General features: G+C 35.6%; 25 protein-coding genes, 3 tRNA genes, 1 rRNA gene and 1 riboswitch. Of the genes, 3 read left to right on the forward strand and 26 right to left on the reverse strand.

The window, feature by feature from the left end; translation table 11 throughout:
* The 4 genes from JEOSCH030_RS02405 to JEOSCH030_RS02420 form a co-directional block, all read right to left on the reverse strand.
* A 16S ribosomal RNA gene (locus JEOSCH030_RS02405) occupies positions 1-69 on the reverse strand; the annotation flags it as partial.
* A 157-nt stretch (positions 70-226) separates the two neighbouring features.
* Positions 227-300, reverse strand: a tRNA-Gly gene (locus JEOSCH030_RS02410).
* 29 nt (positions 301-329) lie between these two features.
* Positions 330-418: transfer RNA gene (locus tag JEOSCH030_RS02415), tRNA-Leu, on the reverse strand.
* A gap of 220 nt (positions 419-638) precedes the next feature.
* A tRNA-Glu gene (locus tag JEOSCH030_RS02420) sits at positions 639-713 on the reverse strand.
* 299 nt (positions 714-1,012) lie between these two features.
* Here JEOSCH030_RS02420 and JEOSCH030_RS02425 point away from each other — a divergent pair.
* Positions 1,013-2,512, forward strand: coding sequence for a catalase (locus tag JEOSCH030_RS02425; protein WP_185125036.1), 1,500 nt, complete (start codon positions 1,013-1,015; stop codon positions 2,510-2,512).
* A gap of 42 nt (positions 2,513-2,554) precedes the next feature.
* Here JEOSCH030_RS02425 and JEOSCH030_RS02430 read toward each other — a convergent pair whose 3' ends face one another.
* The 15 genes from JEOSCH030_RS02430 to JEOSCH030_RS02500 form a co-directional block, all read right to left on the reverse strand.
* Complete coding sequence (locus tag JEOSCH030_RS02430; protein WP_185125037.1) at positions 2,555-4,696, reverse strand: Tex family protein; 2,142 nt, start codon at positions 4,694-4,696, stop codon at positions 2,555-2,557.
* A 59-nt stretch (positions 4,697-4,755) separates the two neighbouring features.
* A complete protein-coding gene (sigB, locus tag JEOSCH030_RS02435; RefSeq protein WP_185125038.1) occupies positions 4,756-5,535 on the reverse strand; it encodes an RNA polymerase sigma factor SigB in 780 nt (259 codons plus the stop codon).
* Entirely contained in the window at positions 5,513-5,986 is a 474-nt protein-coding gene (rsbW, locus tag JEOSCH030_RS02440) for an anti-sigma B factor RsbW (RefSeq protein ID WP_185125039.1), read from the reverse strand. The genes sigB and rsbW overlap by 23 nt, the downstream gene beginning before the upstream one ends.
* A 1-nt stretch (position 5,987) precedes the next feature.
* The gene (locus JEOSCH030_RS02445) at positions 5,988-6,314 is read right to left on the reverse strand and encodes an STAS domain-containing protein (protein ID WP_185125040.1); all 327 of its coding nucleotides are present in this window, start codon (positions 6,312-6,314) and stop codon (positions 5,988-5,990) included.
* 78 nt (positions 6,315-6,392) lie between these two features.
* The gene (locus tag JEOSCH030_RS02450) at positions 6,393-7,412 is read right to left on the reverse strand and encodes a PP2C family protein-serine/threonine phosphatase (RefSeq protein ID WP_185125041.1); all 1,020 of its coding nucleotides are present in this window, start codon (positions 7,410-7,412) and stop codon (positions 6,393-6,395) included.
* A gap of 44 nt (positions 7,413-7,456) precedes the next feature.
* A complete protein-coding gene (locus JEOSCH030_RS02455) occupies positions 7,457-7,837 on the reverse strand; it encodes a type II toxin-antitoxin system PemK/MazF family toxin (protein ID WP_185125042.1) in 381 nt (126 codons plus the stop codon).
* Entirely contained in the window at positions 7,838-8,020 is a 183-nt protein-coding gene (locus JEOSCH030_RS10820) for an antitoxin MazE (RefSeq protein WP_235962198.1), read from the reverse strand. It abuts the gene before it with no gap.
* A 78-nt stretch (positions 8,021-8,098) separates the two neighbouring features.
* Complete coding sequence (gene alr / locus JEOSCH030_RS02465; RefSeq protein ID WP_185125043.1) at positions 8,099-9,247, reverse strand: alanine racemase; 1,149 nt, start codon at positions 9,245-9,247, stop codon at positions 8,099-8,101.
* A complete protein-coding gene (acpS, locus tag JEOSCH030_RS02470; protein ID WP_185125044.1) occupies positions 9,240-9,596 on the reverse strand; it encodes a holo-ACP synthase in 357 nt (118 codons plus the stop codon). The genes alr and acpS overlap by 8 nt, the downstream gene beginning before the upstream one ends.
* Positions 9,593-10,078: a PH domain-containing protein gene (locus tag JEOSCH030_RS02475; RefSeq protein ID WP_185125045.1), complete on the reverse strand. Its 486-nt coding sequence runs from the start codon at positions 10,076-10,078 to the stop codon at positions 9,593-9,595. Before JEOSCH030_RS02475 ends, acpS begins: the two co-directional genes overlap by 4 nt.
* The gene (locus tag JEOSCH030_RS02480) at positions 10,023-11,579 is read right to left on the reverse strand and encodes a PH domain-containing protein (protein ID WP_185125288.1); all 1,557 of its coding nucleotides are present in this window, start codon (positions 11,577-11,579) and stop codon (positions 10,023-10,025) included. The genes JEOSCH030_RS02475 and JEOSCH030_RS02480 overlap by 56 nt, the downstream gene beginning before the upstream one ends.
* On the reverse strand, positions 11,572-12,000 hold the full coding sequence (locus JEOSCH030_RS02485) for a PH domain-containing protein (RefSeq protein WP_185125046.1): 429 nt from the start codon (positions 11,998-12,000) through the stop codon (positions 11,572-11,574). The genes JEOSCH030_RS02480 and JEOSCH030_RS02485 overlap by 8 nt, the downstream gene beginning before the upstream one ends.
* Positions 12,001-12,128: 128 nt before the next feature.
* On the reverse strand, positions 12,129-13,625 hold the full coding sequence (locus JEOSCH030_RS02490) for a DEAD/DEAH box helicase (RefSeq protein ID WP_185125047.1): 1,497 nt from the start codon (positions 13,623-13,625) through the stop codon (positions 12,129-12,131).
* A 90-nt stretch (positions 13,626-13,715) separates the two neighbouring features.
* Positions 13,716-14,396 (reverse strand): alpha/beta hydrolase, encoded by a 681-nt coding sequence (locus JEOSCH030_RS02495; protein ID WP_328794781.1) that lies wholly within the window; start codon positions 14,394-14,396, stop codon positions 13,716-13,718.
* Positions 14,389-15,741: a UDP-N-acetylmuramoyl-tripeptide--D-alanyl-D-alanine ligase gene (locus JEOSCH030_RS02500; RefSeq protein ID WP_185125048.1), complete on the reverse strand. Its 1,353-nt coding sequence runs from the start codon at positions 15,739-15,741 to the stop codon at positions 14,389-14,391. Before JEOSCH030_RS02500 ends, JEOSCH030_RS02495 begins: the two co-directional genes overlap by 8 nt.
* A 93-nt stretch (positions 15,742-15,834) precedes the next feature.
* Between JEOSCH030_RS02500 and JEOSCH030_RS02505 the strand changes: the two genes are divergently transcribed.
* On the forward strand, positions 15,835-17,022 hold the full coding sequence (locus JEOSCH030_RS02505) for an FtsW/RodA/SpoVE family cell cycle protein (protein WP_235962200.1): 1,188 nt from the start codon (positions 15,835-15,837) through the stop codon (positions 17,020-17,022).
* A gap of 32 nt (positions 17,023-17,054) precedes the next feature.
* Here the strand turns inward: JEOSCH030_RS02505 and JEOSCH030_RS02510 are convergent, their stop codons facing one another.
* Complete coding sequence (locus JEOSCH030_RS02510) at positions 17,055-17,204, reverse strand: Lmo0850 family protein (RefSeq protein ID WP_185125049.1); 150 nt, start codon at positions 17,202-17,204, stop codon at positions 17,055-17,057.
* A gap of 119 nt (positions 17,205-17,323) precedes the next feature.
* Here JEOSCH030_RS02510 and cls point away from each other — a divergent pair, with 119 nt between their 5' ends.
* Entirely contained in the window at positions 17,324-18,808 is a 1,485-nt protein-coding gene (cls, locus tag JEOSCH030_RS02515) for a cardiolipin synthase (protein WP_185125050.1), read from the forward strand.
* A gap of 36 nt (positions 18,809-18,844) precedes the next feature.
* Here cls and yidC read toward each other — a convergent pair whose 3' ends face one another.
* The 6 genes from yidC to JEOSCH030_RS02545 form a co-directional block, all read right to left on the reverse strand.
* Complete coding sequence (yidC, locus tag JEOSCH030_RS02520) at positions 18,845-19,711, reverse strand: membrane protein insertase YidC (protein WP_185125051.1); 867 nt, start codon at positions 19,709-19,711, stop codon at positions 18,845-18,847.
* Positions 19,712-19,808: 97 nt separating this feature from the next.
* Positions 19,809-20,423 carry a thiamine phosphate synthase gene (gene thiE / locus JEOSCH030_RS02525; RefSeq protein WP_185125052.1) on the reverse strand — a complete coding sequence of 205 codons (615 nt, stop codon included), beginning with the start codon at positions 20,421-20,423 and terminating at the stop codon, positions 19,809-19,811.
* Complete coding sequence (gene thiM, locus JEOSCH030_RS02530) at positions 20,416-21,186, reverse strand: hydroxyethylthiazole kinase (RefSeq protein ID WP_185125053.1); 771 nt, start codon at positions 21,184-21,186, stop codon at positions 20,416-20,418. The genes thiE and thiM overlap by 8 nt, the downstream gene beginning before the upstream one ends.
* A 5-nt stretch (positions 21,187-21,191) precedes the next feature.
* Positions 21,192-21,986 (reverse strand): bifunctional hydroxymethylpyrimidine kinase/phosphomethylpyrimidine kinase, encoded by a 795-nt coding sequence (thiD, locus tag JEOSCH030_RS02535; protein WP_185125054.1) that lies wholly within the window; start codon positions 21,984-21,986, stop codon positions 21,192-21,194.
* Positions 21,987-22,043: 57 nt separating this feature from the next.
* A riboswitch (TPP riboswitch) is annotated at positions 22,044-22,143 on the reverse strand.
* A 15-nt stretch (positions 22,144-22,158) separates the two neighbouring features.
* Complete coding sequence (locus JEOSCH030_RS02540) at positions 22,159-23,724, reverse strand: ABC-2 transporter permease (protein ID WP_185125055.1); 1,566 nt, start codon at positions 23,722-23,724, stop codon at positions 22,159-22,161.
* On the reverse strand, positions 23,721-24,596 hold the full coding sequence (locus JEOSCH030_RS02545) for an ABC transporter ATP-binding protein (RefSeq protein WP_235962201.1): 876 nt from the start codon (positions 24,594-24,596) through the stop codon (positions 23,721-23,723). The genes JEOSCH030_RS02540 and JEOSCH030_RS02545 overlap by 4 nt, the downstream gene beginning before the upstream one ends.
* Positions 24,597-24,658 lie beyond the last annotated feature (62 nt).

The following is a 24,658-nucleotide window of genomic DNA, read 5'->3' on the forward strand; positions in this document are numbered from 1 at the left end:
GCGCTCGACTTGCATGTATTAGGCACGCCGCCAGCGTTCATCCTGAGCCAGGATCAAACTCTCCATGATTGGAAAACTTGTCTAAGCTCTCGTGTGATATCTCTATCACGTTTTTGCGTTTGTCTTGTGCGCCTCAAGTGACTCCTTAAAGAAGTCTGTTTTTATCGGAATTAAACGTTGACATATTGTCATTCAGTTTTCAATGTTCTTTAATGTAATAAAATAATGGAGCGGGTGATCGGGATCGAACCGACGACATCAGCTTGGAAGGCTGAGGTTATGCCATTTAACTACACCCGCATAAGATGTATAATATATATGAGCTTTAATGGTGCGGCTGAGAGGACTTGAACCTCCACGGGATTTAACTCCCACTAGGCCCTCAACCTAGCGCGTCTGCCGATTCCGCCACAACCGCGAAAAGAAAAATTTAAAAGGTAAATTATATCTTTCGTTTTTTAGCGACATCTCCTATTGTAACACTTTCGATTCTCGCTGTCAACAACGAATTTTTCTGTTTCACTTTCGCTTGGTTGCTTTAAGCTCAAACAGTTTAGATATAAAATTATAAATCAATGATTTCTTCTTGTCAATAATTTATTGTAAATTAATTAATGAAATATTAACCTTAACAATAATGGTGACCCGTACGGGACTCGAACCCGTGTTACCGCCGTGAAAGGGCGGTGTCTTAACCGCTTGACCAACGGGCCATCTATTGTAACAACGTTTATTAATATACCGAGTTTCATAAACAAAGTCAATACATTATTCATCAATTTTTTATATTTGTTGTAAAAAAGTTTTTCCTACTATATAAAGCCATTTTAAATTTGTTTGGAATTCTCATTTAGACCTTTTTATTATCTCTAATTATTAAGATATTGTTAATTTAAAACAATTGTCATATAGTCGCAATCTTAATATTTATTTCAGTTTAGAAGCTTGATTTTAAATGATTTGCTTGTTATAGTTTATTTATAATAATTCTAATTAATGGAGGAAGTTCTTGATGACGAATAAAAATAATAGACTTACCACTCTTTTCGGTAACCCTGTTGGCGATCGTGAAAACACAGCAACCGCTGGACCTCGTGGCCCACTAGTAATGCAAGACCCGTACTTCTTAGATATGATGGCTCACTTTGACCGTGAAGTAATTCCAGAACGTAGAATGCACGCTAAAGGTTCTGGTGCTTTCGGTACATTTAAAGTAACTCACGATATCACTCAGTATACTAAAGCTAAAATCTTTAGTGAAGTTGGTAAAGAAACAGAAATGTTCGCACGTTTCTCTACAGTAGCTGGTGAACGTGGTGCTGCGGATGCAGAACGTGACATTCGTGGTTTCGCACTTAAATTTTATACTGAAGATGGAAACTGGGACTTAGTTGGTAACAACACACCTGTATTCTTCTTCCGCGACCCTAAACTTTTCCCAAGTTTAAACCACGTTGTTAAACGCGATCCTAAAACTAATATGAAAAATGCTGAAAGCAACTGGGATTTCTGGACAAACTTACCTGAGGCACTACACCAAGTAACAATCGTAATGTCTGACAGAGGTATTCCTAAAGGCTTTAGAAATATGCACGGATTTGGTTCACACACATATAGCATGATTAATGAAGATAACGAACGCGTGTGGGTTAAATTCCACTTCCGCACTCAACAAGGTATTGAGAACTATACTAATGAAGAAGCAGAAGCAATCGTTGGTAAAGACCGTGAATCTTCACAAAGAGACTTGTTCAATGCAATTGAAGAAGGTAACTTCCCTAAATGGAAGGTTTATATTCAAGTAATGACAGAAGAACAAGCAAAAACTCACCCAGACAATCCATTCGACTTAACTAAAGTTTGGTATAAAGGTGACTACCCACTTATTCCAGTTGGTGAGTTCGAGTTAAATAGAAACCCTGAAAACTACTTTGCTGAAGTAGAACAAGCAGCATTTGCACCAACAAACATTATCCCTGGTATTGGTTTCTCTCCAGATAAGATGTTACAAGGTCGTATTTTCTCTTATGGAGATACTCAGAGATACCGCCTAGGTGTTAACCACCACCAAATTCCGGTAAACTCACCTAAAGGTGCGACAAATGTTTGCCCATTCAGTAGAGACGGTGCAATGCGCGTTGATGGTAACATGGGTTCTGGCATTAACTACTACCCTAACAGTTACGGTGTTCACAACTCAGATCCTGATGCAAAACAACCTGCTTTAGAATTAGAAACTGCATCAATTTACGAACACAACTTCCGTGACGACGATGACAACTACTTCGAGCAACCTGGTAAACTATTCCGTTTACTAACAGAAGAAGAAAAACAACGTCTATTTAAAAACACAGCAGATGACATGGCAGAAACAACAACTCGTACTAAACACCGCCATATCTACAACTGCTACCAAGCTGACCCTGAATACGGTAAAGGTGTAGCAAGTGCATTAGGAATCGACATCAATGATGTTGACTTAGAAAAACCTGATTACTTCCACAACATGTAATTAAATTAAGAAAAAGGAGAGATTTTAAAATCTCTCCTTTTTTTATATGTTTTTCATGGTTAAAGCGATTCTATTTTTCTTCACATCAACATCCATAACTTTCACTTCTACAATATCACCAGTATTTACAACCTCTAAAGGATGCTTGATAAAGCGATTTGAAAGCTCCGATATATGAACAAGTCCATCTTGTTTTACACCAATATCCACGAATGCCCCAAAATCTGTTACATTCCTAACCGTTCCAGATAAAATCATATCAGCTTTTAAATCTTCAATATCTAGAACATCTGATTTTAACATTGGCGTATCATATTGATCACGGACATCGCGAAGAGGCGCTTTTAAGCTTTCTATTATATCCTCTAAAGTAGGGACACCAACATTTAAAACCTGAGCTGTCTCTCTAATATTTAAAGTAGATAACTTCTCTCTAATTTTTTCGCTACCGAGATCATCAATTGTTAAATCCATCATATCGATCAACTGATAAGTATTCTTATATTGTTCAGGATGAATTGGAGTAACATCTAACGGTTCTTTACCATTAAAAATTCTCAAGAAACCTACACACTGCTCATAGGTTTTATCACCTAATCTAGCAACTTTCTTTAAATCACTTCTCTTTTTAAAACCACCGTTCTCTTCTCTATAATCCACAATATTTTTACTGATTACAGGCGTCAAACCAGCAACATGTTTCAAGAGCGTAACAGAAGCACTATTTACGTCTACACCGACTTGGTTCACAGCGGTTTCTACGACAAAGTTTAATGATTCAGTTAGGAATTTCTGATTAATATCATGTTGGTACTGACCCACACCTATCGACCTTGGATCAATTTTAACGAGCTCACTCAATGGATCATGCACTCGTCTAGCAATAGACACAGCACTTCTTTCTTCGACATTAAAATCAGGGAATTCTTCACGTGCAATTGTTGAAGCTGAATACACACTTGCCCCTGCTTCATTGACGATAATATAAGGTAAATCAAGCTGGTGTTCCTTAATTAAACTACCTATAAATTCTTCTGATTCACGCGAGGCTGTACCATTACCAATAGCCACTAAAGTGACATCATGCTTTTCTATAAGTTCTAATATTTTCTTTTTAGCTTCTTCTTTTTTGTTAACAGGTTTATGAGGATAAATAACATCTTTCGCTACAAAAGCACCACTCTCATCAATGACTGCAAGTTTACAGCCTGTTCTATAAGCTGGATCTAGACCTAAAATAATTCTTCCTTTTAGTGGTGGCTGAAGAAGCAAGCGTTTTAAGTTCTCTTCAAATATCTCAACTGCATGCGCTTCACTTTTTTCAGTGAGCTCTGCTCTAACTTCTCTTTCTAAAGAAGGTAATAACAAGCGTTTCAGGCTATCTTCGATCGCTTCTGTTATTAAATTTTCTGTCTTATGAGAATCTGAGAGCAATTGTTTTTTTAAGTATCTTTCAAATAGCTCTTCTTTGTGAGCAAATTTAACTGTTAATACCTTTAACGCTTCTCCACGATTTATGGCGAGAATTCTATGAGGAACAATTTTTTTAACTGCTTCACTATAATCATAGTACATTTCAAATACGCCTTCAGGATCATCTGCATTCTTTTTAACTGTCGTAGTTATCGATGATGAATCTTTTATGACTCTAATAATATATTGACGATATTTTGGATTATCTGAAATATATTCAGCAATGATATCCTTAGCTCCATCAATTGCCATCTTAACTGTCGTAACTTCTTCGTTTAGATAATCCTGTGCGATCGTTTCGATATCCGCTTCTGTACCCGCTAAAATAATTTTTGATAAAGGTTCTAATCCTAGTCTTTTAGCTTCTGTTGCACGTGTTTTTTTCTTTTGTTTATACGGACGATAAAGATCTTCAACTCTAGATTGTTTAGTCTGTTTTAAGATGTCTTCTTTTAGTTCATCTGTCAGCATACCCTGCTCATCTATCAGTCTAATAACTTCATCTTTTCTCTTGTTAAGATTTTCTAGGTAAAGATACTCTGTTTCAATATCTTTGATAACAACTTCATCTAAGCCGCCCGTTGCTTCCTTACGATACCTTGCAATAAATGGCACAGTGTTTTTATCTCTTAAAAGTTCTAAAACCTTAGAAACGTACACTTTTTTAATTTTCATATTTGTCGCTATGTGTTTGATTAACTGTTCTGTCATGTGAATGTTCGCTCCTAAGAAAAAGCCCAATCTGTGAACAGACTGGGCAAATCATAATTTTATTCTACCTCTTTAACTGCTTCTCTTAACTTTTTAATGGCAGAACGTTGTAACCTCGAAACATGCATCTGACTGAGTCCGATACGTTCGCCAGTTTCTTTTTGACTAAGCCCATCTATAAAGGTTGAGTGAATAATTTCTTGTTCTCTCTCACTTAGAATAGGTAAGACTTTTTCTAAAATCATTCTCTTTTCAGCGAGGTCATAATTATCATCAGCTTGTCCCATAACATCTAGTAGAGTAACTGTTGAGCCATCCTTATCCGCTTCAATTGAATGATCGACAGATAATGCATTGTAGCTCTGACCCATCTCCATTGCTTCTAGAACTTCTTCTTCAGTAACTTCTAACTTATCAGCAAGTTCTTGAATAGTTGGAGAACGCTCTAACTCATTCGTTAGCTGGTCAGTAGTATTTTTAATACGTGGTCCAAGTTCTTTAATGCGCCTCGGTACATGAACACTCCATGTCTTATCCCGAAGATAGCGTTTGATTTCTCCGACCACAGTTGGTACTAAAAAGACTTCAAATCTGCGTTCAAAAGAAGTATCAAAACGTCTGATTGCACCAAGTAAACCAAGCATTCCCACCTGCACTAAATCTTCGTGATGAGACTGCCCCCTTGAATATCTGTAAGCTAACGATTCAACAAGTTTTGTATAGTTTTCGACGAGCTTTTGTTGAGCAGCTTCATCTTCTTGTTCCTGATAGCTTTTAATCAGCTGATTGACCTCTTCAGGTGGCAGTCCGTAATTATTATCTTGAGATTGCTTCTCCATTCGGTTGCACCTGACTTTCACTAATATACTTCGTCATGCTAATTGTAACTCCTGCTTGTCTTTTGAAAGACACTTCATCCATAAGCGTTTCGATAAGGAATAGCCCAAGGCCTCCTTCTCTTAAATAATCAATGTTTTCATTCTCATCATATGGTCCAAGTTCGTCTTTAATTGTTTCGTAGTCAAAGCTCTGTCCATTATCAGCAACGATAATTTCTACCTTGTCATCAAAAACTGCGAAACCAACAGAGACTTCACCTTTTTCATCTTGTTGATAAGCGTGTTTCACTGCATTTGTTACAGCCTCAGATACAGCAATTTTAGAATCTTCTATATCATCATAGGTTGCACCAGCGCGTGATAATACACCAGATAAAGTTAATCTAATCAAACCTACATATTCTGCACTAGACGGAAACTTCATTTCAATAAAATCATAATTTCGAGTCATTTCAGTCGACCTCCGAACGCTTGTTTACATACATCAAGTCACGTAAGCCAGTAATTTCAAACAGTTTCATTATTCTATCGTTAACTCCCAATACGTGGAGTTCCTTATTGTTCTTGTTTAAATCTTTTAATGTGCCTACAAAAATACCTAAGCCTGTTGAATCCATATAGTTTAATTCACTTAAATCGACAACCAAGTTATGTTCTCCACTCGAAGAAATGGGCTCAAACACTTGTTTTAACTCAGGAGCAGTGTAAACATCAAGTTCACCTTTTACACTGACAAGATACTCCTCATTATTTTCAGTTACATCTATATTGATATTCATAGCTATTTACGCACTCCATTCGCTTATTTCTGTACATTATACCTAGTTAATTTTACCCTTAAAAATCAAACTTGAAACTTATTGAGTATTTTTATTTTTAATAATGAACATTGTTAAATCATCTCTATAACTTTGATGACGCATGCGCGTTAAATTTTCGTATATGTATTGCACAATATCTTGAGGATGCTGATCCTTAGATTCTCTAATCATATCTTTAATATCTTCCATATCGATAAAGGACTCATCGTGCTTTCTTAATTCGGAGACACCATCTGTATAAACAAAGACCATATCATTATGTCCTAATTCCACAGATACTTCTTCATAAGAAGTGTCACTTAGTACGCCTAAGACTAGACCCTTACCATCAATTTCTTCAAAATCATCTTCTTCATGTCGATAGACAAAAGCTGGTTCGTGCCCTGCACTCGAAAAACATAACTTTCCTGTCATAAAATCGTATAGACCATAAAACATAGTCACAAACATATTTTTATTGACGTTTTTCTCAACCAATTGATTTAAACGCACAAGTGAGTCTGAAGGTGGGTTTGATGATGGTGTCATGTCCATACCAAACTTTAACATGGACATAGCAATGGCAGCAGGAATCCCCTTACCGATAACATCAGCAACTGCAAAAGTGAGTTTATCATCTTTATGCTCGATAATATTATAGTAGTCCCCACTCACCTTCCTAGCAGGTACGCTAATTGCTCCAATCTCCAGTTCTTCGATTGACGGTATAGATGTTTTTAGCATCGTTTCCTGAAGGCTTGCTGCTACATCCATTTCTTGGTCATGACGTTCAAGCTTATTCAGCATTGCCTTATAGTCTTTATATGTAAAACCAAAGTGAATCATTACTTCTTGCAAGATATCTAAGGAATCTTTCAAGGACTGATAATCATCAAGCGGCATAGCATCGATTAGTTCTATATGTAAGGCAATCATTTCATCCGGAGAAATATCTATATCAATAGCTCTCTCACTAAAGTCATGCGCCGCATCAAGAAGTGTATTTATATCTTTTGTTTTTAAGTAGTCTGTGATGAGCATCTTGTACTCTTCTACTATATCGTCTATGTAAGTCACCTTATCCACCTCCGATTTTAAAAAAGACTTTTGTTCCCAAAAGTCTAATTCGCTGTCTTCTTATATTTTTTTGTCTTTTTCTTTTTTGGACCTAAGGCTAGACTGATTATAAGCGCTTCATTAACTTCACGCATCTTTTCTTCGTCTAAATATGTAAGTTTTTCTTCTAGACGTGTTTTATCCACCGTCCGAATTTGCTCTAATAATATTACTGAGTCCATATCAAGCTTATAAGTATCCTTGGAAATTTCAACATGTGTAGGTATCTTGGCTTTATTTATTTTTCCAGTAATGGCGGCAACAATCACAGTCGGACTGTGACGGTTACCCACATTATTTTGGATAATAACAACAGGGCGCTTCCCCCCTTGTTCAGAACCCTGCACAGGTGAAAGATCAGCTAAATAAACTTCTCCTCTTTTCATCTATTCACCATCTTTTCTGTCATTGCATGCTGCACCATTACTCTTTAAATCTAAAAGACTGACATGATAAGCCTCACATTCAGCGGAAAAGCTTTCACGAGCAATCATTAAATTTAGTTCAGCCATCTCTAAATAGCCTACAACTAATTCTTTTTCCAACTCGCTGTATCCTGATAAGTTCATCAACACTCAGCTCCAAAATCTATATCTTAATTCAATCATAACATCTTGAACAACGGCTTGTCATGTCTGTTATTATATTCAATTTATTATTGCATTATATACCAGTTTTTCATCCTCTGTTAAATAATAACGAACTAATCTTCTACCTAAAGCACAAAGTGCTTCATATGAAATCGTGTCGACATATTCGCTATATTTTTCTAGAGCCTGATCACTATCGCTTGAATTATCAATAATAGTAACACTTTCTCCAACTTTTGTATTGTCTGGAACTTTAATTATTAAAGCATCCATACAAATTGTACCAATGATTGGCACATTTTCATTCTTAAGCTTTACATCGAAGCCTCTATGCTGACGCCATAAGCCATCCGCATAACCAATTGGTATAGTTGCCACTGTTTCATTGTCTGATGCTGTGTATGTTCTACCGTAACTCACACTTTCACCTTTTCTTAGGTGATGAATTGCACAGATTTGACTGACTAAGCGTACAGACGGCTGTAGCTTAACTGTGGTATTTTCTTTAGTATAAAGACTAGGATAATAGCCGTAGAGTGAAATACCGCTTCTTACGGCAGTAGTAAAATCTTCATCTAACAAGAGCGCACCACCAGAGTTAGCAATGTGAACATAGCTAGGTCTTTCGACTGCTTCAACAATTCTCTTAAACTCATTGTATTCTTCTTCAGTTGCTTTCCCCTCTATATCGCTAGAAGTAAAGTGACTATAAATTCCCTCATATATAAAGCGTTGATAGTGATTAACTTTGTTGATCATTGTCTTAATTTCTTCAATATCTGATGTACCGTACCGGTTCATGCCAGTATTTACTTTAATGTGAATCCAAACTTTTTTGTCGTACTTTTCGTCCACCTTATCAATTGCCGCTTCCACCCAAGAAAGATTGGGTGCAGTCACTGCGATTCGATGTTGAATCGCTTTGTTGATATGCTCTGGATGAATTGTTCCAAGTACTAAAATTTTCTCTTTAATACCATGCATGCGAAGAGCAATCGCCTCGTCTAAAGTAGCAACAGCAAAAAAAGTTACCCCTTTTGCTGCTAAATGGTTACTAACGACCTCAGCCCCTAATCCATAACTATCTGCTTTGACAACTGCAATAAAAGTCTTGTCATGATTTTTTCTTTGAATGGCAAGATAATTTTTTGTAATTGCATCTAAATCTACTTCTAAAACAGTATCCCTATAGTATTTATCAGACATTTATATCCCCCTCAATAATCACTGTAGCAGTTGCATAGTCACGAGAATGTGATATCGATACATGAACGTGTGGTGAGCCGTCGATTAACGGCTTGCCATGTTGATCATTTATACAAGTGATTTCATTAAAGCTCACAGTCTTACCAATTCCTGTTCCAAGTGCCTTGCTATAAGCTTCTTTGACTGCAAAACGCCCACCTAAGAAAGAAATTTTTCTAGTCTCATTATCTATATTTTTATAGTACTCCCATTCTTTTTCGCTGAGTATTCTTTTAGCTAAACGGTCATCTTTATTTACCTTACTAATTCTCGATAACTCAATTATGTCAGTACCGAGTCCCTTTATCATATGATGTCACCTTGATTCTGTTTGTTTACATTGTAGTTAATTAATTCTCTTATGTCTTGTCTTAATTGGTCTGCTTTAGGCGTTTCAAGTTCGGGAATATACAATCTTTCTGCTGAAGTTTGTAGGGATATTCCTTTTAGATCCATCTTTTTCATGATTGGTCCGACAGTCGTGTCAATATTTTGGACTCTAAAAAGAGGGACTGCATCTTCATGTTTAAACCAAATGCCAGAGTGAATTCTGATTTCATCTTTCAAAACTTCATAGGTGAAATATTTATAGCGTAATTTAGGCATAATCCAAACACTGACTAGCAAAATGTAAAAGACCACAGCTAAAGGAATTAATAATGACCACCAAGGTATAAAATCGATAAAGATAGCCCCTATTCCTAAGGCTAGTGATATGACTAACCATATGCCACTGTTAATCAGTGCTCTGATTCTCCACAGTTTGATGGCTCTCGGTGAAATTCTCGTCATGTTCTTTCCCCCTCTCTATATAGGCCCATATTCTTTCTATATCTTCTTTTTCGATAAACTTAATTTCCGCTGATGATTCGCCAATTCCACCAGCTGTACTCACTTCTATATGCCCTAGATCTGCTCTGTGTAAGAAAGGATTGCGTCGATAAACTGTATTAATTATTTTATCGTGCTTTATCGCATAGTGATGTCGTGTAAAAAGAGAAACCGTCATCACATTTATTTCATCGTTAACAATAGTATAGCCAACGTTCTTGGCACTGTATATACCGCTCACTATAACGGCAATTAGTATGACTAGAGCTGCAATATAAATATAAAACATGAAAGTTTCACCATGGAAGAAGTATGCCAAGACACCAGTAATAATCAGGATGAACAAGATAGAAAACTGAAAGTAGCGTCTATATGAGCGCAGTGGGACAACTCGTTCAGGTACATTTATATTGTAGTTAGGGAAAATATCTTTAAGAATGCCATAGAGTTCTTTTTTCTTGATAAATGGTAGTAATTTCACCTTACCATCTATTTGCTCTGATTCTAAAGAGTCACTAGTAATTGAAACTGATAATGCATAGTAACCGATTAAACGGCGGATGATGCTATCAGAAATAATGACATTTTGTACGCGGTTAATATTTACACTCTTACTTTTTTTAGAAAAAAGACCATAGTTCACTAATAGGTCATCCCCACGTCTTTTGAGTGTATAGTCATAATTTTTAATCAAAATGATAATCGTTCCGATGATATAGCCAATCACAACAAAGATTAAAGAAGCAACGACGATTGCAAAGACGACACTTCTTATTATAGATTCAAAATATGATAAATAATTCTCTATGATTATTTCTCCACCGACAACATTTAAAATACCAAAGAAGATCGCAGCAAAGACTCCGAGTCCACCGCTTGTCATCGCCATTAATAACAATTCTTTAAAGGACATTTTCTTGACTGTTAAAAAGTCTTTCTTCGTTTCATTTTGAACGTCTTCTTCATCTCTTGGCCAAGGGCTAGCACTGCCAATTTCAATTTCTTTATTCTCTTGTGCCTGATAGATCGCTTGTCTAAGTTCGGCTGCTTGAGATTTTTTTATTGTATCTATTTTAATCCCATCACCAGGTGTTAACACATCGAGTTGGACTGCCCCAAATAATCTGTGGAAAAAAGGTTCATTAAAGTCGATCGATTGGATTCTCTTTATATCTAAATCTTTTTCATTTCTTGTTAAAACACCATCTTTATAAACAAACTTATCGTCTTCGATCCAAAAGCGAGTTCTCAGTTTATTTAAGATATCAAATGCTGTAAATAGAATAAAAATAAAGAGCAGAATCCCGCCACCGCTTAAAATCATCCAGAGGTTGACTGAACCAGATAGCAATTCTTCACGCATATTAAAAAGAATGATAATCGCTGGGAAAAACATTGTTTTTATCCCTTTAATCACACTGCCTAAATAAGCAATTGGATGTAATCTTTGAGGACTATACATCACTTGTTTCCCCCTTTACTAGTTCAATAATTTGAGTTTTTAACGATCTAGCTTCATCAATTTTTAAGGGTGGTAAATGTATACCAAAGCCTGCCGTTTTAATTTCTATATGTCCAAGTCCAAATCGTCTAGAAATTGGACCACTAGTAAAACTAACACCCTGAGCTCTTTTTATGGGAATCATTTGAGTCTTAACTGTAAAGAAACCTTGTCTGACGATGATGCGATCATCAAATAGTTGATAAGAGGTGACCTTACTATAAATAATAGGTTTTAAGATAACAAAGCCGATCAACCATAATATTGTAATGCTTCCATATATGTAAAATAACCATGGTGGCCATGAAAATTTAAAGGTTAAGATAGATAGTGTAGCTAGAATGGCTAAGACTAATAACCATAGTATTAAGTTCCTGACCATTATATATGGTCTAACGCTTGTAGACATGGGTATCATAATTTCACACCTTTCTTCTATACTTCTATAATACATTACTCATAATAGAGAAAAAAGAGTCAGGAAATCAAAGATTTCCTGACTCTTTCTACTTATTTCTGATGGTCTTTAAAGACACGACCTTGTTTGGAAGTGCGTCCACCATGACTACTGCGTTTGTTAGTGTTTTTACCACGTGGTTTGAAGTTATCTCTGCCGCCACGTCTTTGACCGCCTCTTTGGCCGCCTTTACTATAATTTGGTTTACCTCTGCGTCCGTTACCTTTGCGAGAAAGTGGTTTTTCAAAGGATAATTGAATATTATCATCCTCTTTGGAATACAGAAGTTCGTTTACAAGTGATGCGATAATTGCTTTTGGCTCATGTTCTGTCATAAGTGATTCAGCAATTTCTAAAGTATGTTCGTTATCATTTTCTTCTAACCATTTACCAATTTTTTCAAACACTTCTTTTTCACGAGCTTTTTCCACTTCTTTTTTACTTGGTGGACGAAGTGCTCTGATTGGTTTTTTCTTGTCATTTTCAATCTGACGTAAGAAGTCCATTTCAACTGGATTAACAAATGTTAATGCCATACCTTCTTTACCAGCACGGCCTGTACGACCAATGCGGTGTGTATAAGACTCAGTATCTTGTGGAATATCGAAGTTGTACACATGTGATACTCCTGAAATATCTAAGCCTCTAGCTGCAACGTCTGTCGCTACTAAAATATCGAGGGAATTATTTTTAAATTTCTTCAATACTTCAAGTCGTTTAGACTGAGTAATGTCTCCGTGTAAGCCTTCTGCTCTATAACCTTTAGCGATTAGAGCACTTGTTAATTCATCCACACGGCGTTTTGTACGTCCGAAAACAATAGCTAACTCCGGTTGATGTACATCTAAGAAAGATGTGAATACTGAAAGTTTTTCTAACTCTTTAACAATCGTATAAAATTCATCAATAAGTGGATCAGAATTATTTTGGTTCATAGTTTTTACAACAGTTGGATTTTTCATAAAGCGCGTCACTAAATCTTGAATAGCGCGTGGCATAGTTGCGGAGAAGAGCAATGTTTGGCGTCCTTCTTCAGGTACTTTGCTCATAATAAATTTAACATCATCGATGAAGCCCATGTTCATCATTTCATCCGCTTCATCTAATACTAGTGTTTCAACATCGTCTAACTTCAAAGTACGACGATTAATATGGTCAATCATACGACCAGGTGTCCCTACTATGATTTCAGGCTTTCTTTTTAAATCTTTGATTTGGCGTTCGATACTCATACCACCAAAGATTACAGCAGTGGACAATTTTTTTCTCTTAGCAAATGCTTTGAGTTGATCAGCAACTTGGACTGCAAGCTCTCTAGTAGGTGTTAAAACAATGACTTGTGAACCTGACCCTTTTGTAGTGTTCTCTACAATTGGAATCCCAAAGGCACCTGTTTTACCTGTACCAGTTTGTGCTTGACCAAGGATGTCCTTTCTCTCTAATGCTAATGGAATACTTTCTTCCTGTATTGGAGTAGGCTCTGTGAACCCCATCTCAGTAATTGACTGTATTGTGTCATCACTGATTCCTAATTCTTTAAAAATCTTCAAACTTTAGTCTCCTTTGACTATTCATTTCTCGCATGTACAACTTCTCTATAGTAACACTTTCGAGTCGATTCCACAAGCTGAAATATTCGTTTATTTAAATATGAAGCGTTCGGTGAGAATATTGACTTTTAGCAAGCTCTCTTCGGTAAACATAAATAGGTGTGGGGCGTAGTCTAAGAGACTTAAACTGCTATTTGGTATCTCCTTTTCCGCTCGAATACTCGTTTCATATGGCACCAACAAATCAATCTTTCCATGAATAATTTTGACCGGACATTCAATTTTACTTAAATCTCCAGTTTTACTTTCTACAATATTCACAAATTCTGTCATTGCTCTTAAAGGAATATGTTTAAGTCTTGGTTTCACTTGTTTTATCATGTTGATTCGGAGATGTTCCTTCATATCATTTGATGATAAGTGCAGACGGTGTAGCTTACTGATTTTAGTATGGTCAAAAGCAGGTGCAATTAGCACCAAACCATCAACCTTATAATTTTGTGCTAAAAAACTAGCAAAGACTCCACCCATAGAATAGCCGATTATATATATGGTATCCACTCGCTTTTGTAGATTCAAAAAAGCAAGTTCTGCTTCTTGATACCATTCGTCTCCCTTCACACCATTCATATTTAAGTTTATACCGTGTCCTGGATATAAGGGAAATTCATATTCAAAATCATAACGGGTTTTCAAATACTTAAATGTTGGTTCAAGTTCGAACCTTCCGCCTGTATATCCATGTAAAAATAAAATTCCTAACTTAGCTATCTGTTAGCACCCTTTCTAACGCCATTCCTCTTGATCCTTTTAATAGGATGACTGTATCAGCATTAAAGTGTTCTCTTACACTTCTTCTTAGCTCTTCGATCGAATCAAAATGTACCTTGTTATTTGTCTTAAGTGCATTATGAATATATTTACTACCTTCGCCAAAAGTATAAATCATAGTAAAGTCATACGGTGTACTATTTATAAAGTTAGCAACATCAACATGAAGTACTTCCTTATAGTCGCCAAGTTCTAAAATATCTGCTAAAACAAGTATTTTGTCTTGGTGCTTTAGACTACCAACCGTATCAATCGCACTAATCATACTTGCCTTAGATGCATTATAAGCATCATTAATGATCAGAGCGCCGCTCTCATCTTGAATTCTTTCCATTCTCATACTCGTCACTGATAGGTCTTCTAGATTATCTTTACTTTCTTCTAAAGATACTCCAAGTGTCTCACCCACTAAAATTGCAAGTGAAGCATTTAAAGCATTGTGAGCTCCGAGCTGTGAAATTTTAAAATTCTGACCTTTAAACTTAAAGCGAGTCCCCTCACCATCAGCTCTAACTTCGGTAACTTGATCATCATTACTGTTATCAAGTCCCGCACTCTTAATAGAATAATCTACCTTGTTATCTACGATCTGTTCTAAAAGAGGGTAATCTTTTGAGTAGATAAAAGTCCCCTCATTTTTTAAACCGTTAACTATTTCATACTTTGCTAAAGCGATACTTTCTCTAGAGCCAAGCATTTCAATGTGTGATTCTCCGACACTGGTTACGACAGCAATATCTGGTTTGGTTAAAGTACTGAGAAAATCAATATCCCCACGCTTATCCATACCCATTTCTAGAATAGATACTTCAGTATCTTCATCTAATTGTAAAATTGTGAGTGGTAAGCCAATCTCATTGTTGAAATTACCTTGAGTTTTTTGTACCTTATAACGCTTAGATAAGACACATTCAATCATATCTTTTGTTGTCGTTTTACCGTTAGAGCCAGTTACTGCTACAACCTTAGGTCCAACTTCTTGTAAGTATGCTCTTGAGATATCCTGTAAAGCTTTTAGGCCATCTTTAACAATAATCGCTGGTATATTGACTTCACTATTTTCTTCTTCGGTTAAAGTCAGTGCTGCACCTTTTTTAATCGCCATATCAATAAAGCGATGACCATCCACATTTTCTCCTTTAAAAGGAACGAAAAGATTTCCGGCCTCTAGGGTTCTCGTGTCGATAGAGACTCCTTTGATAGACTGATCTTTTTGAAGTTTTGCTGCCTGATTCATTTGGCCATTACAATATTGTGCAATTTGTTCTATAGTTCTTTCTATCATTTTCTTCATCCTAATTTTTCTTATTTACTGATATAATTATAAAATAGTTGTATACTGTATGTCATGATTTCTATATAGAATTAGGTGACTTTTGTGAGTAAAAATAAATATCAAAGACAAAATACAAACATTTTTGCCCGAATTGATTGGATATTAATAATAATGATTATCCTCTTAGCAAGTGTCAGTGTCATCTCTATTAATTCTGCCATGACCAGTGGTCAGTATAATACTGATTTCACTACTAGGCAAATGATGTTCTACGGACTTGGCTTTGTCATTGCCATTACCATTATGTGTGTACCTTTTAAACTCATTAAATCTTACACATGGATCTTATACATATTAGGTACTCTCAGCTTACTAATACTTTACATTGCTCCAGTATCGTCAATTACACCGATCATTAACGGCGCAAAGAGTTGGTATCAGTTTGGCTTTTTCTCGATTCAACCATCTGAGTTCGTTAAGATTATCTATATCTTGACTATGGCTTATGCAATCAGTCAACACAATAAGTATAAGTTAGCTAATAGCTTAGCTATGGATTTACGCTTACTTTTAAAGCTCATTGTACTGTCAATCTTACCTATGCTCTTAATTCTCTTGCAGAACGATATGGGTACTGTACTTGTTATGATCGCTATATTCTTAGGTCTTGTTGTAGTTTCTGGCATCAGTTGGTGGCTAATCATTCCTACATTAACTGTTGCAGCAACCACTGGTCTTGCTTTAATTCTAGGTATACTCTATCGCCCAGATTTACTTGAGAAGTATCTCGGTATCCACCCTTATCAATTTGAAAGAATATACTCTTGGATAACACCAGAGGAGTTTCAGTCAGATAGTGGTTTCCAATTAACAAACTCCTTAACTGCAATAGGTTCCGGTGGGATAAACGGTAAAGGATACACAGAAGGTATTATCTATATCCCAGAAAACCATACAGACTTTATCTTCACCATTATCGGAGAAGAATTTGGTTTTATCGGTTCAACCATCGTAATCTTAATCTTATTCATGTTGATTTTGCATATGATTCGCATGGCTTTTCAAGCAACAGATAGCTTTGCATCTTACTTTATTATTGGTTATATCTCATTGCTGGTCTTTCATATCTTCCAAAACATTGGAATGACAATTCAACTTGTTCCTATTACTGGACTACCTTTACCATTTATTAGTTATGGTGGTAGTGGACTCTGGTCTAACATGGTAGCAATCGGCGTTCTATTAAGTATGTATTTTCATCAGCTATCTCAACCTGCTAAGAACAAATAAAACTGCTACAGATGCCCCTGTAGCAGTTTTATTTAAATATTATTCTCTTTAAGTCTGAGTTGTTCTTTGTTTGCAATGCGGTTCATAATTTCAAAACGCGATTTTGAAGATGAAACCTTTACGCCGAGTTCATGCAGCATCTGGACGACTTCTTTTACTTTACTCTTGTCGTTTTTGCGCATATTGACACTCCCTTTTTGTAGCTACTTTCATTGTACTTCTTTATGTTATAATTATCTATACTTTTTAAAGAAAAATATTACAGACTTATTACAAGAATTTTCTTAAAGGAGCAGCACACATGTACATACCATTCACAGAAATTTATATTTCTGATCAAGCAGCTGTAACTACAATTGCTGTTTTACTGTATTTTATTAATTTCCTACTGACAGTCAGTTTAATCTTTCTAGAACGACGTAATGCACAGAGCGTGTGGGCTTGGGTTCTTGTCTTATTCTTTATCCCATTCGTTGGATTTATTCTCTACATGCTCTTTGGACGTACTATCTATAGACAACAGATTTTTAAACTAGATGAGGAAGACAAGGTCGGTCTTGAACATCTAGTTAGTGAACAACTAGAAGAAATTCAAAAGGGACGTTTAACCCTATCCAGCCCTGTCGCTGAAAAACATAAAAAATTGGTCCATATGTTGCTTTACAACAATCAGTCATTTGTAACGAGCAATAATTCTGTAGAGACCTATACAAATATGAACGATAAGTTCGATCAAATGATAAAAGATATAGAAGCTGCCGAAGATCATATTCACTTTCAGTATTATATTTTCAAATTAGATGGTATTGGAAATCGCTTGTACAAAGCCCTACTCAAAAAGCAAAAAGAGGGTGTATCCGTTAGAATTCTATATGATGATATCGGTTCAAGATCTTTATCACTTAAAAATTTCACGGATATAAAAGAACACGGTGGTTTAGTTGAAGCCTTTTTCCCTAGTAAACTACCTTTAGTCAATCCTAGAATTAACAACCGAAACCACAGAAAAATTGTCGTCATAGATGGTCGTATCGGCTACATTGGAGGATCTAACGTTGGCGATGAGTATATTGGACTTGACCCTAAAATGGGCGCTTGGAGAGACACTCACCTACGTATTGAAGGGAATGCTGTTAAGTCCTTGCAACTACGCTTTATGCTAGATTGGAACTCTCATGATACTCGTAACAATATGAAACATGAAGATCGCTATTTCCCTGAAATTTTTTCAGTGGGAGATATTACCATGCAGATTGCTTCAAGTGGACCTGACGAAGATTATCAGCAGATTAAATACGGTTACTTAAAAATGATCAATAGCGCTAAAAAAGAAATCTATATTCAATCACCCTACTTCATCCCTGATCAGTCTATAATGGAAGCTTTAAAAATTACACTCCTAAGTGGAGTCAAAGTTAAAATTATGATTCCAAGTTTCCCAGATCATCCATTCGTTTACTGGGCAACCTATTCCAATGTTGCAACACTCATGTATATGGGTGCAGAAGTTTACATGTATCAACCAGGTTTCCTACATCAAAAAGTATTCGTTATCGATGATGAAATTGTTTCAATAGGAACAACAAACGTAGACAATCGTAGCTTTATTTTAAATTTTGAAGTTAATGCCTTTATTTATAATACTGAAGAAGCTATAAAATCTCGTAAGATTTTTGAAAATGATATTCAACACTGTGAAATATTCACCATAGAAAAATACGAGGCCAGAGGAAATTGGATTAAACTAAAAGAAGGTTTAGCAAACTTAATCGAACCTATTCTATAAAAAAGTCGAGAACTTAAAGTTCTCGACTTTTTTCGCTTATTTCTTTTTACGTTTCTTTTTAGGTTTTACTCTTGAATTCTGTAAACGTTTCTCTTTTTCTGCCTTTTCTTTTTCATGCGCTTCAATGATTGGTGCCATTTCTTCATGAACTTTTTTGCGGTAGAAAGTATTACCAGCCCATGTTTGGAATATTAGGAATAGTCCACCCACTGCCCAGTATAAGGGAAGTGCTGATGGAGAAATTGCTGAAATCCAAATAATCATTATCGGCGAAATGAACATGAATAAACGCATCTGTTGACGTTGTTCTTGAGCAACAAATTGCATTGATACCCATGCTTGAATTGCATAAACAATACCCGCAATCGCGACCATGAAATAGTCAGTTTGAGTTAAGTCTAACCAAAGGAAATCTGGATGCGCTTCGATTCCACCTTCTGATGGGAATCTTAGAGCAAAATATAAAGCCATAACAATCGGCATTTGAATAAGGATTGGTAAACAACCCATGTTTAGAGGATTGATATCATGCTTCTTGTATAGTGCCATCATTTCTTGTTGAGCTTCCATTTTTTCTTCTTGAGTTGTTGCAACTTTTACTTTCTCTTGGATAGCTTCCATTTCAGGTTTAACTATCTTCATTTTTTCTCTCATCATCATCTGATTCTTGTATGTACGCATCATGAATGGGAAAATCGCTAAACGAACGATTAACGTAATGATGATAATTGCCAAACCATAGTTATAATCTAAATTATCTCCAAGCCAATGTAGGAGCGAGTCCATCGGGCTAACAAGAGTATTGTAGAAGAAACCGTCTCTATTCTCTGGCTGAGAATAATCACACCCTGCAAGGAATAAAACTAAAACCATAGAAGCAGGAAATAGCCATTTTTTAATCATTTCTTCACCTCAAATAATATCTCACATAAAAAAGATTGTATCATAAATCCTAGTGTATAAAAACCACTTTCCAATTCTAATTCACTATTTCACAATCTTATTTTAGTAATTGTGTCACGGTTTGTTCAATATTATCCGATTGTGTAATGACTGAAATGACTGAAATACCATCTGCCCCATGGGATAAACATTCTTTATAGTTACTGATATTTATGCCACCAATCGCAACAAGCGGTAACTCTGTGTTTTTAGCCACTGCTTCTAAACCACTCAAACCAATAGCATCTCCTGCATCATCTTTTGAAGTCGTCAAGAATACAGGTCCAGTACCTAAATAAGAAACTTTGGATAAATTACTAGATTTCAATTCACTTAAATTCCCTACTGATAAACCAACAATTTTATCATCAAAAAAGCTAGGTAAGTCAGCCGGATCAATATCATCTTGACCTAGATGTATACCATCAGCTTCCACTTTAATCGCTAATTCTACATCGTCGTTAATAATGAAGGGAATATCATACTTTTGACATAAGACTTTTACATCATGAGCAAAGTTAACAAGTTCATCTCCTGTTTTAATACCTTGGCCTTTTTCTCTGAGTTGAAAACAAGTCACACCAGCTTTAAAGGCTTCTTCTAAGTCTTTTAAAGGATTTTTAAAAGACTTAGAAGAGGCAATGAGATAGAGTCTTAAAAGATCCTTATTCAAAAGTTTCCACCGCTTTTCTTTCAAAATCATTTTCTTTAAAATTATATATTTCATCTATTAACTGACTTCTAAATTGACTTGGGCCACCACTTAAGTGAGCCCCTTTTTCTGCTGCAATATTATATAAAGAAATTGCTTTAACGACCGCTTCATAGGACTGATCCACTGCTAAAAACGCAGCACAAAAACTACCCAAAATACAACCAGATCCCGTAATTGTTGCTTGGTAAAAATGACCGTTTTTCATAATAAACTGTTCCTCATGATCAACATAGGAATCAATTTCCCCAGTGACTAAGACAGGCACTTTTAATTCTTGAAAGACGAGTTTTGCGATATCACTTGTTTTTTCTGTTTCTACAGAATCAACACCTTTACTCTGACTCATCTGACCACTTAGGGCTAACATTTCACTCGCATTACCTTTTACTAAGGAAAATTCATAGCTTTCTAATAACTGATCTACCAAGTTCTTTCTAAAGCTCGATGCCCCATAACCAACAGGATCTAATACTAAAGGAACCTTAAATTCATTGGCATATTGGGCAGCTTTTTTATATAGTTCTATTTTCTCTTCTGAAGCAGTACCAATATTAAGTAAGACTCCACCAGCATGTTGAATAATGTCTTTTAATTCTCTTTTTTCATTACTCATAATGGGTGATGCTCCAAGTGCAAGTAAACCGTTAGCAGTATCCGTTTTTACCACATCATTAGTAATACACAAAATTAAGGGTTTGATACGTCTGACTAAATCGATCATATAAATTAATCCTCCTTATAACTAAAGTGGTTCACTGGACCATTACCTCGTCCAATATTTGGTGAGTTTTGAATTGCATCTGTAATGTAGGCTTTAGCAGTTTTAAAAGCTTCCATCACCGACTTTTTCTTAGCAAGCTCAGCTGTTAGTACAGCTGAAAAAGTACAGCCAGTACCATGCGTTTGATTGGTATCAATTCTATTCGCACTCAGGGTAAATATATCATTGCCATCATACAGATAGTCTATGGCATCTCCTTCTAGGTGACCGCCTTTAATGATGACATTACTCGCACCCATGTCCTCTCTCATTATTTTAAGTGCAACTTTAATATCCTCTTCACTCGTAATTTTCATTCCTGCAATAGCTTCTGCTTCATGTAAGTTTGGTGTAATGATGTCTGCTAATGGTATGAGTTCATTAATTAAAGTATTCATTGATTGATCGGTCATCAAACGATCACCACTTGTTGCAATCATGACAGGGTCCATCACATAAGGTATCTTATATTTTTTAATATATTTTGCTACAAGTGTCATCATGTCAGCTTCTGCAATCATACCTGTTTTTAAGGCATGAGGTAGCTCGTCATCAAACACACTCTTAAGCTCTTTATCGATAAAATCCACCGGTACGTTGAAAACATCTTGAACACCTAAGGTGTTTTGGGCTGTTAAGGATGTGATCACCGCCATGCCATATACTTCTCTTGAATGCATCGCTTTCATATCAGCAAGTATTCCTGCTCCACCTGTAGGATCATTTCCTGCGATTGTTAACCCAATTGGTAATTTCGACATCTTATTTCCTCCTAAAAAAACTCACTTCAAGAGAAGTGAGTTAATATATGAGAGTAAATCTCATTGACTACACTTCCCTACGCCAGCATGATCTGGATCAGGTATAAGGGACAAGTATTTATACTATCTCAGCCAGTTGGCGCCCCTAGTGATTAATATTGTATTTATTTCATCATAACAGATTGCGTCTTTTAAACAAGAACATACCTGCCAACATCATAATTATTGCAATAATAGTAAGATAGATGATGATATTTATATCTATAGACTCAAGTGGAACTTCGGCTAAATATAATATTGGACTGAGCCTTAAAAATACATCATCGATTTGTAATATCTGCCCTAGATAATTAGCCAAGAACATATAAGTTAAATAGACCCAGACGACGATATGTGCTTGTTTTGAAATGCCAATTAAAAGTGATGACAAGCCGATCACTAAGACAATCACCACACTATAATTTAAAAATGCGAGTAGGTAGTCTTTTTCTGTAATCGATATGTCTACACCCCTACTTGCGACATACATACCGAGCAGTGTCAGTAGATAAGTAAATAAACTTAAGAAAAGTGCAAACACGTAATGACTTAAGTAGGTTCTTCCTCTTGAGATTTTGTTCTTTAAACTTCCAACATTTAATGCTTCTAATCGCCTCGTTTTCTCTTCAGTCAATAATCGACTATTCACCATCAGTCCAGGAACACATGCAATTACAGCAGAAATCACAAATAATAAGCCAATAAACATCGTCGTTCCGTCACCTTGTCCAAAGGCTTCAGCTAGCATTTCATTTTGCCCGATTACCTTATCTATGTCTCCAAATATTGATCCATATGATAAACCGACAAGTAAAAGAGCGATAGACCATGATAAGGCTAAAACTTTATTATTGTGATATAACAATTTTCTGTAACTATTGATTTTTTTATCTTTTTTATTTTTATCAAAACTTAAATAACTATCATTAAGATCTCTGTTTTTAAATAGAGAGAAAGTCAAGATTACGATTGGCACTATAATTAAGAAACATAGCAACCAACTTGCTGTTTCATTATCAGTGTACAACTGCATTTTAGACAACCAGTGATAAGGTGACAAAATTGAATACTTATCGTCAATCACATCGGTCATCGCTCGGTATATATAAAATCCTAAAGATACACCGAGAGTGACTCCAAAGACCATATCATCATTTTTAAACAACTGTGCAAATAAAAGCGTTAATGAGTAGAAAAGAAAACCGAATAGTGCTAGTGAGAGTGCATAATAAAAGTTACCGCTCGTAGTAAATCCTTCAATATTATATAGATTTAAACCGATAAATAAAATGATAAAAATTAAAGAATTGATCAGTAAACCAAGTGAATATTGGCTAATCATGACCGTATTTTTACTTATACCAGTTGACATGGCATATTCTAAAAGGCCTGATTCCTCTTCTTTCCTACTAATATCTCTAGCAAGTAAAATGACAAACACACTATGGATGATCGCCATAATTAACAACATTTGATGAGCAAACATCACTGGCGTCGTATAATCTCCATCTGGTAAAGGTCCTATCAAGGCAACCATTGCCGGATTATCAACGGTCATCCTCATACCAGCTAATTCTTCTTTATTACTATATAAATTATTAAAGACCGCTGGAATAGATAGGGAAAAAGCTATTAAAGCAACTATCCAGATTGTTGCTTTAAAACGAATATTTTTAAAAATCAGCTTAAAATAAGTCATGTTTCACCCTGATAATATTTCAAGAAGATATCTTCTAATTTAATCGGCACCGTCTCTAAGACATGCAGATTATAGATTTTTAAATATTTTAAGAAATCCGGAATATCTTCATTATCAACTAAGAAATGGTAACCATCATGGTCGTTATAAAATTCCTTTATAAACTTTTGATGACGTAGCGCATCAATATTATCGTCAGTTCTGATAATATATTCTACTCTTGTAATATGTCTTAAATCTTCAAAACTACCAGTCTCTATAATTTGACCATCCTTAATAATCGCTAAACTATCTACCAATTTCTCAACTTCTGATAGAATATGACTGGATAATAGGACTGTTTTACCTTGGGATTTTAAAGTCAAAATTTCCTTATGAAACTCTCTTTCCATTAAGGGATCTAATCCTGTGGTAGGTTCATCAAAAATATAAAAATCTGCATCACTTAAAAAGGCACTAATCAAAGCAACTTTTTGTCTATTTCCCTTTGAATAATTTTTACATTTCTTCTTAGGATCCAGTTTAAAACGCTTGAGTAAGTCATTTTTACGTTCAGTATCTTTATTTCCCTTAACTGCCATCATGAAGTTTATTACTTCTCCACCAGTTAAGTTATTCCATAAATTCACATCACCTGGTACATAAGCGATTTTTTCAAGATAGTTTTTATCATTTTTAATATCTTTACCATCAAAAATAATCTTCCCTGTGTTCGCCTTCAATGCCCCAATGATCAGACGAATCGTCGTAGATTTACCAGCGCCATTTGGTCCGATAAAGCCCATTACTTCCCCTTTTTCTACTTTTAAAGAAATATCATCCAAGGCTTTGAATTTCCCAAAACTTTTAGATAGATTCACCAGTTCAAGCATAGCTTTACCTCCATTCATCATCTTGATTTTACCACAAAAAAACACCAACCTTATTAGGCTGG

Source organism: Jeotgalicoccus meleagridis, assembly GCF_903994045.1.
Classification (GTDB): domain Bacteria; phylum Bacillota; class Bacilli; order Staphylococcales; family Salinicoccaceae; genus Jeotgalicoccus; species Jeotgalicoccus meleagridis.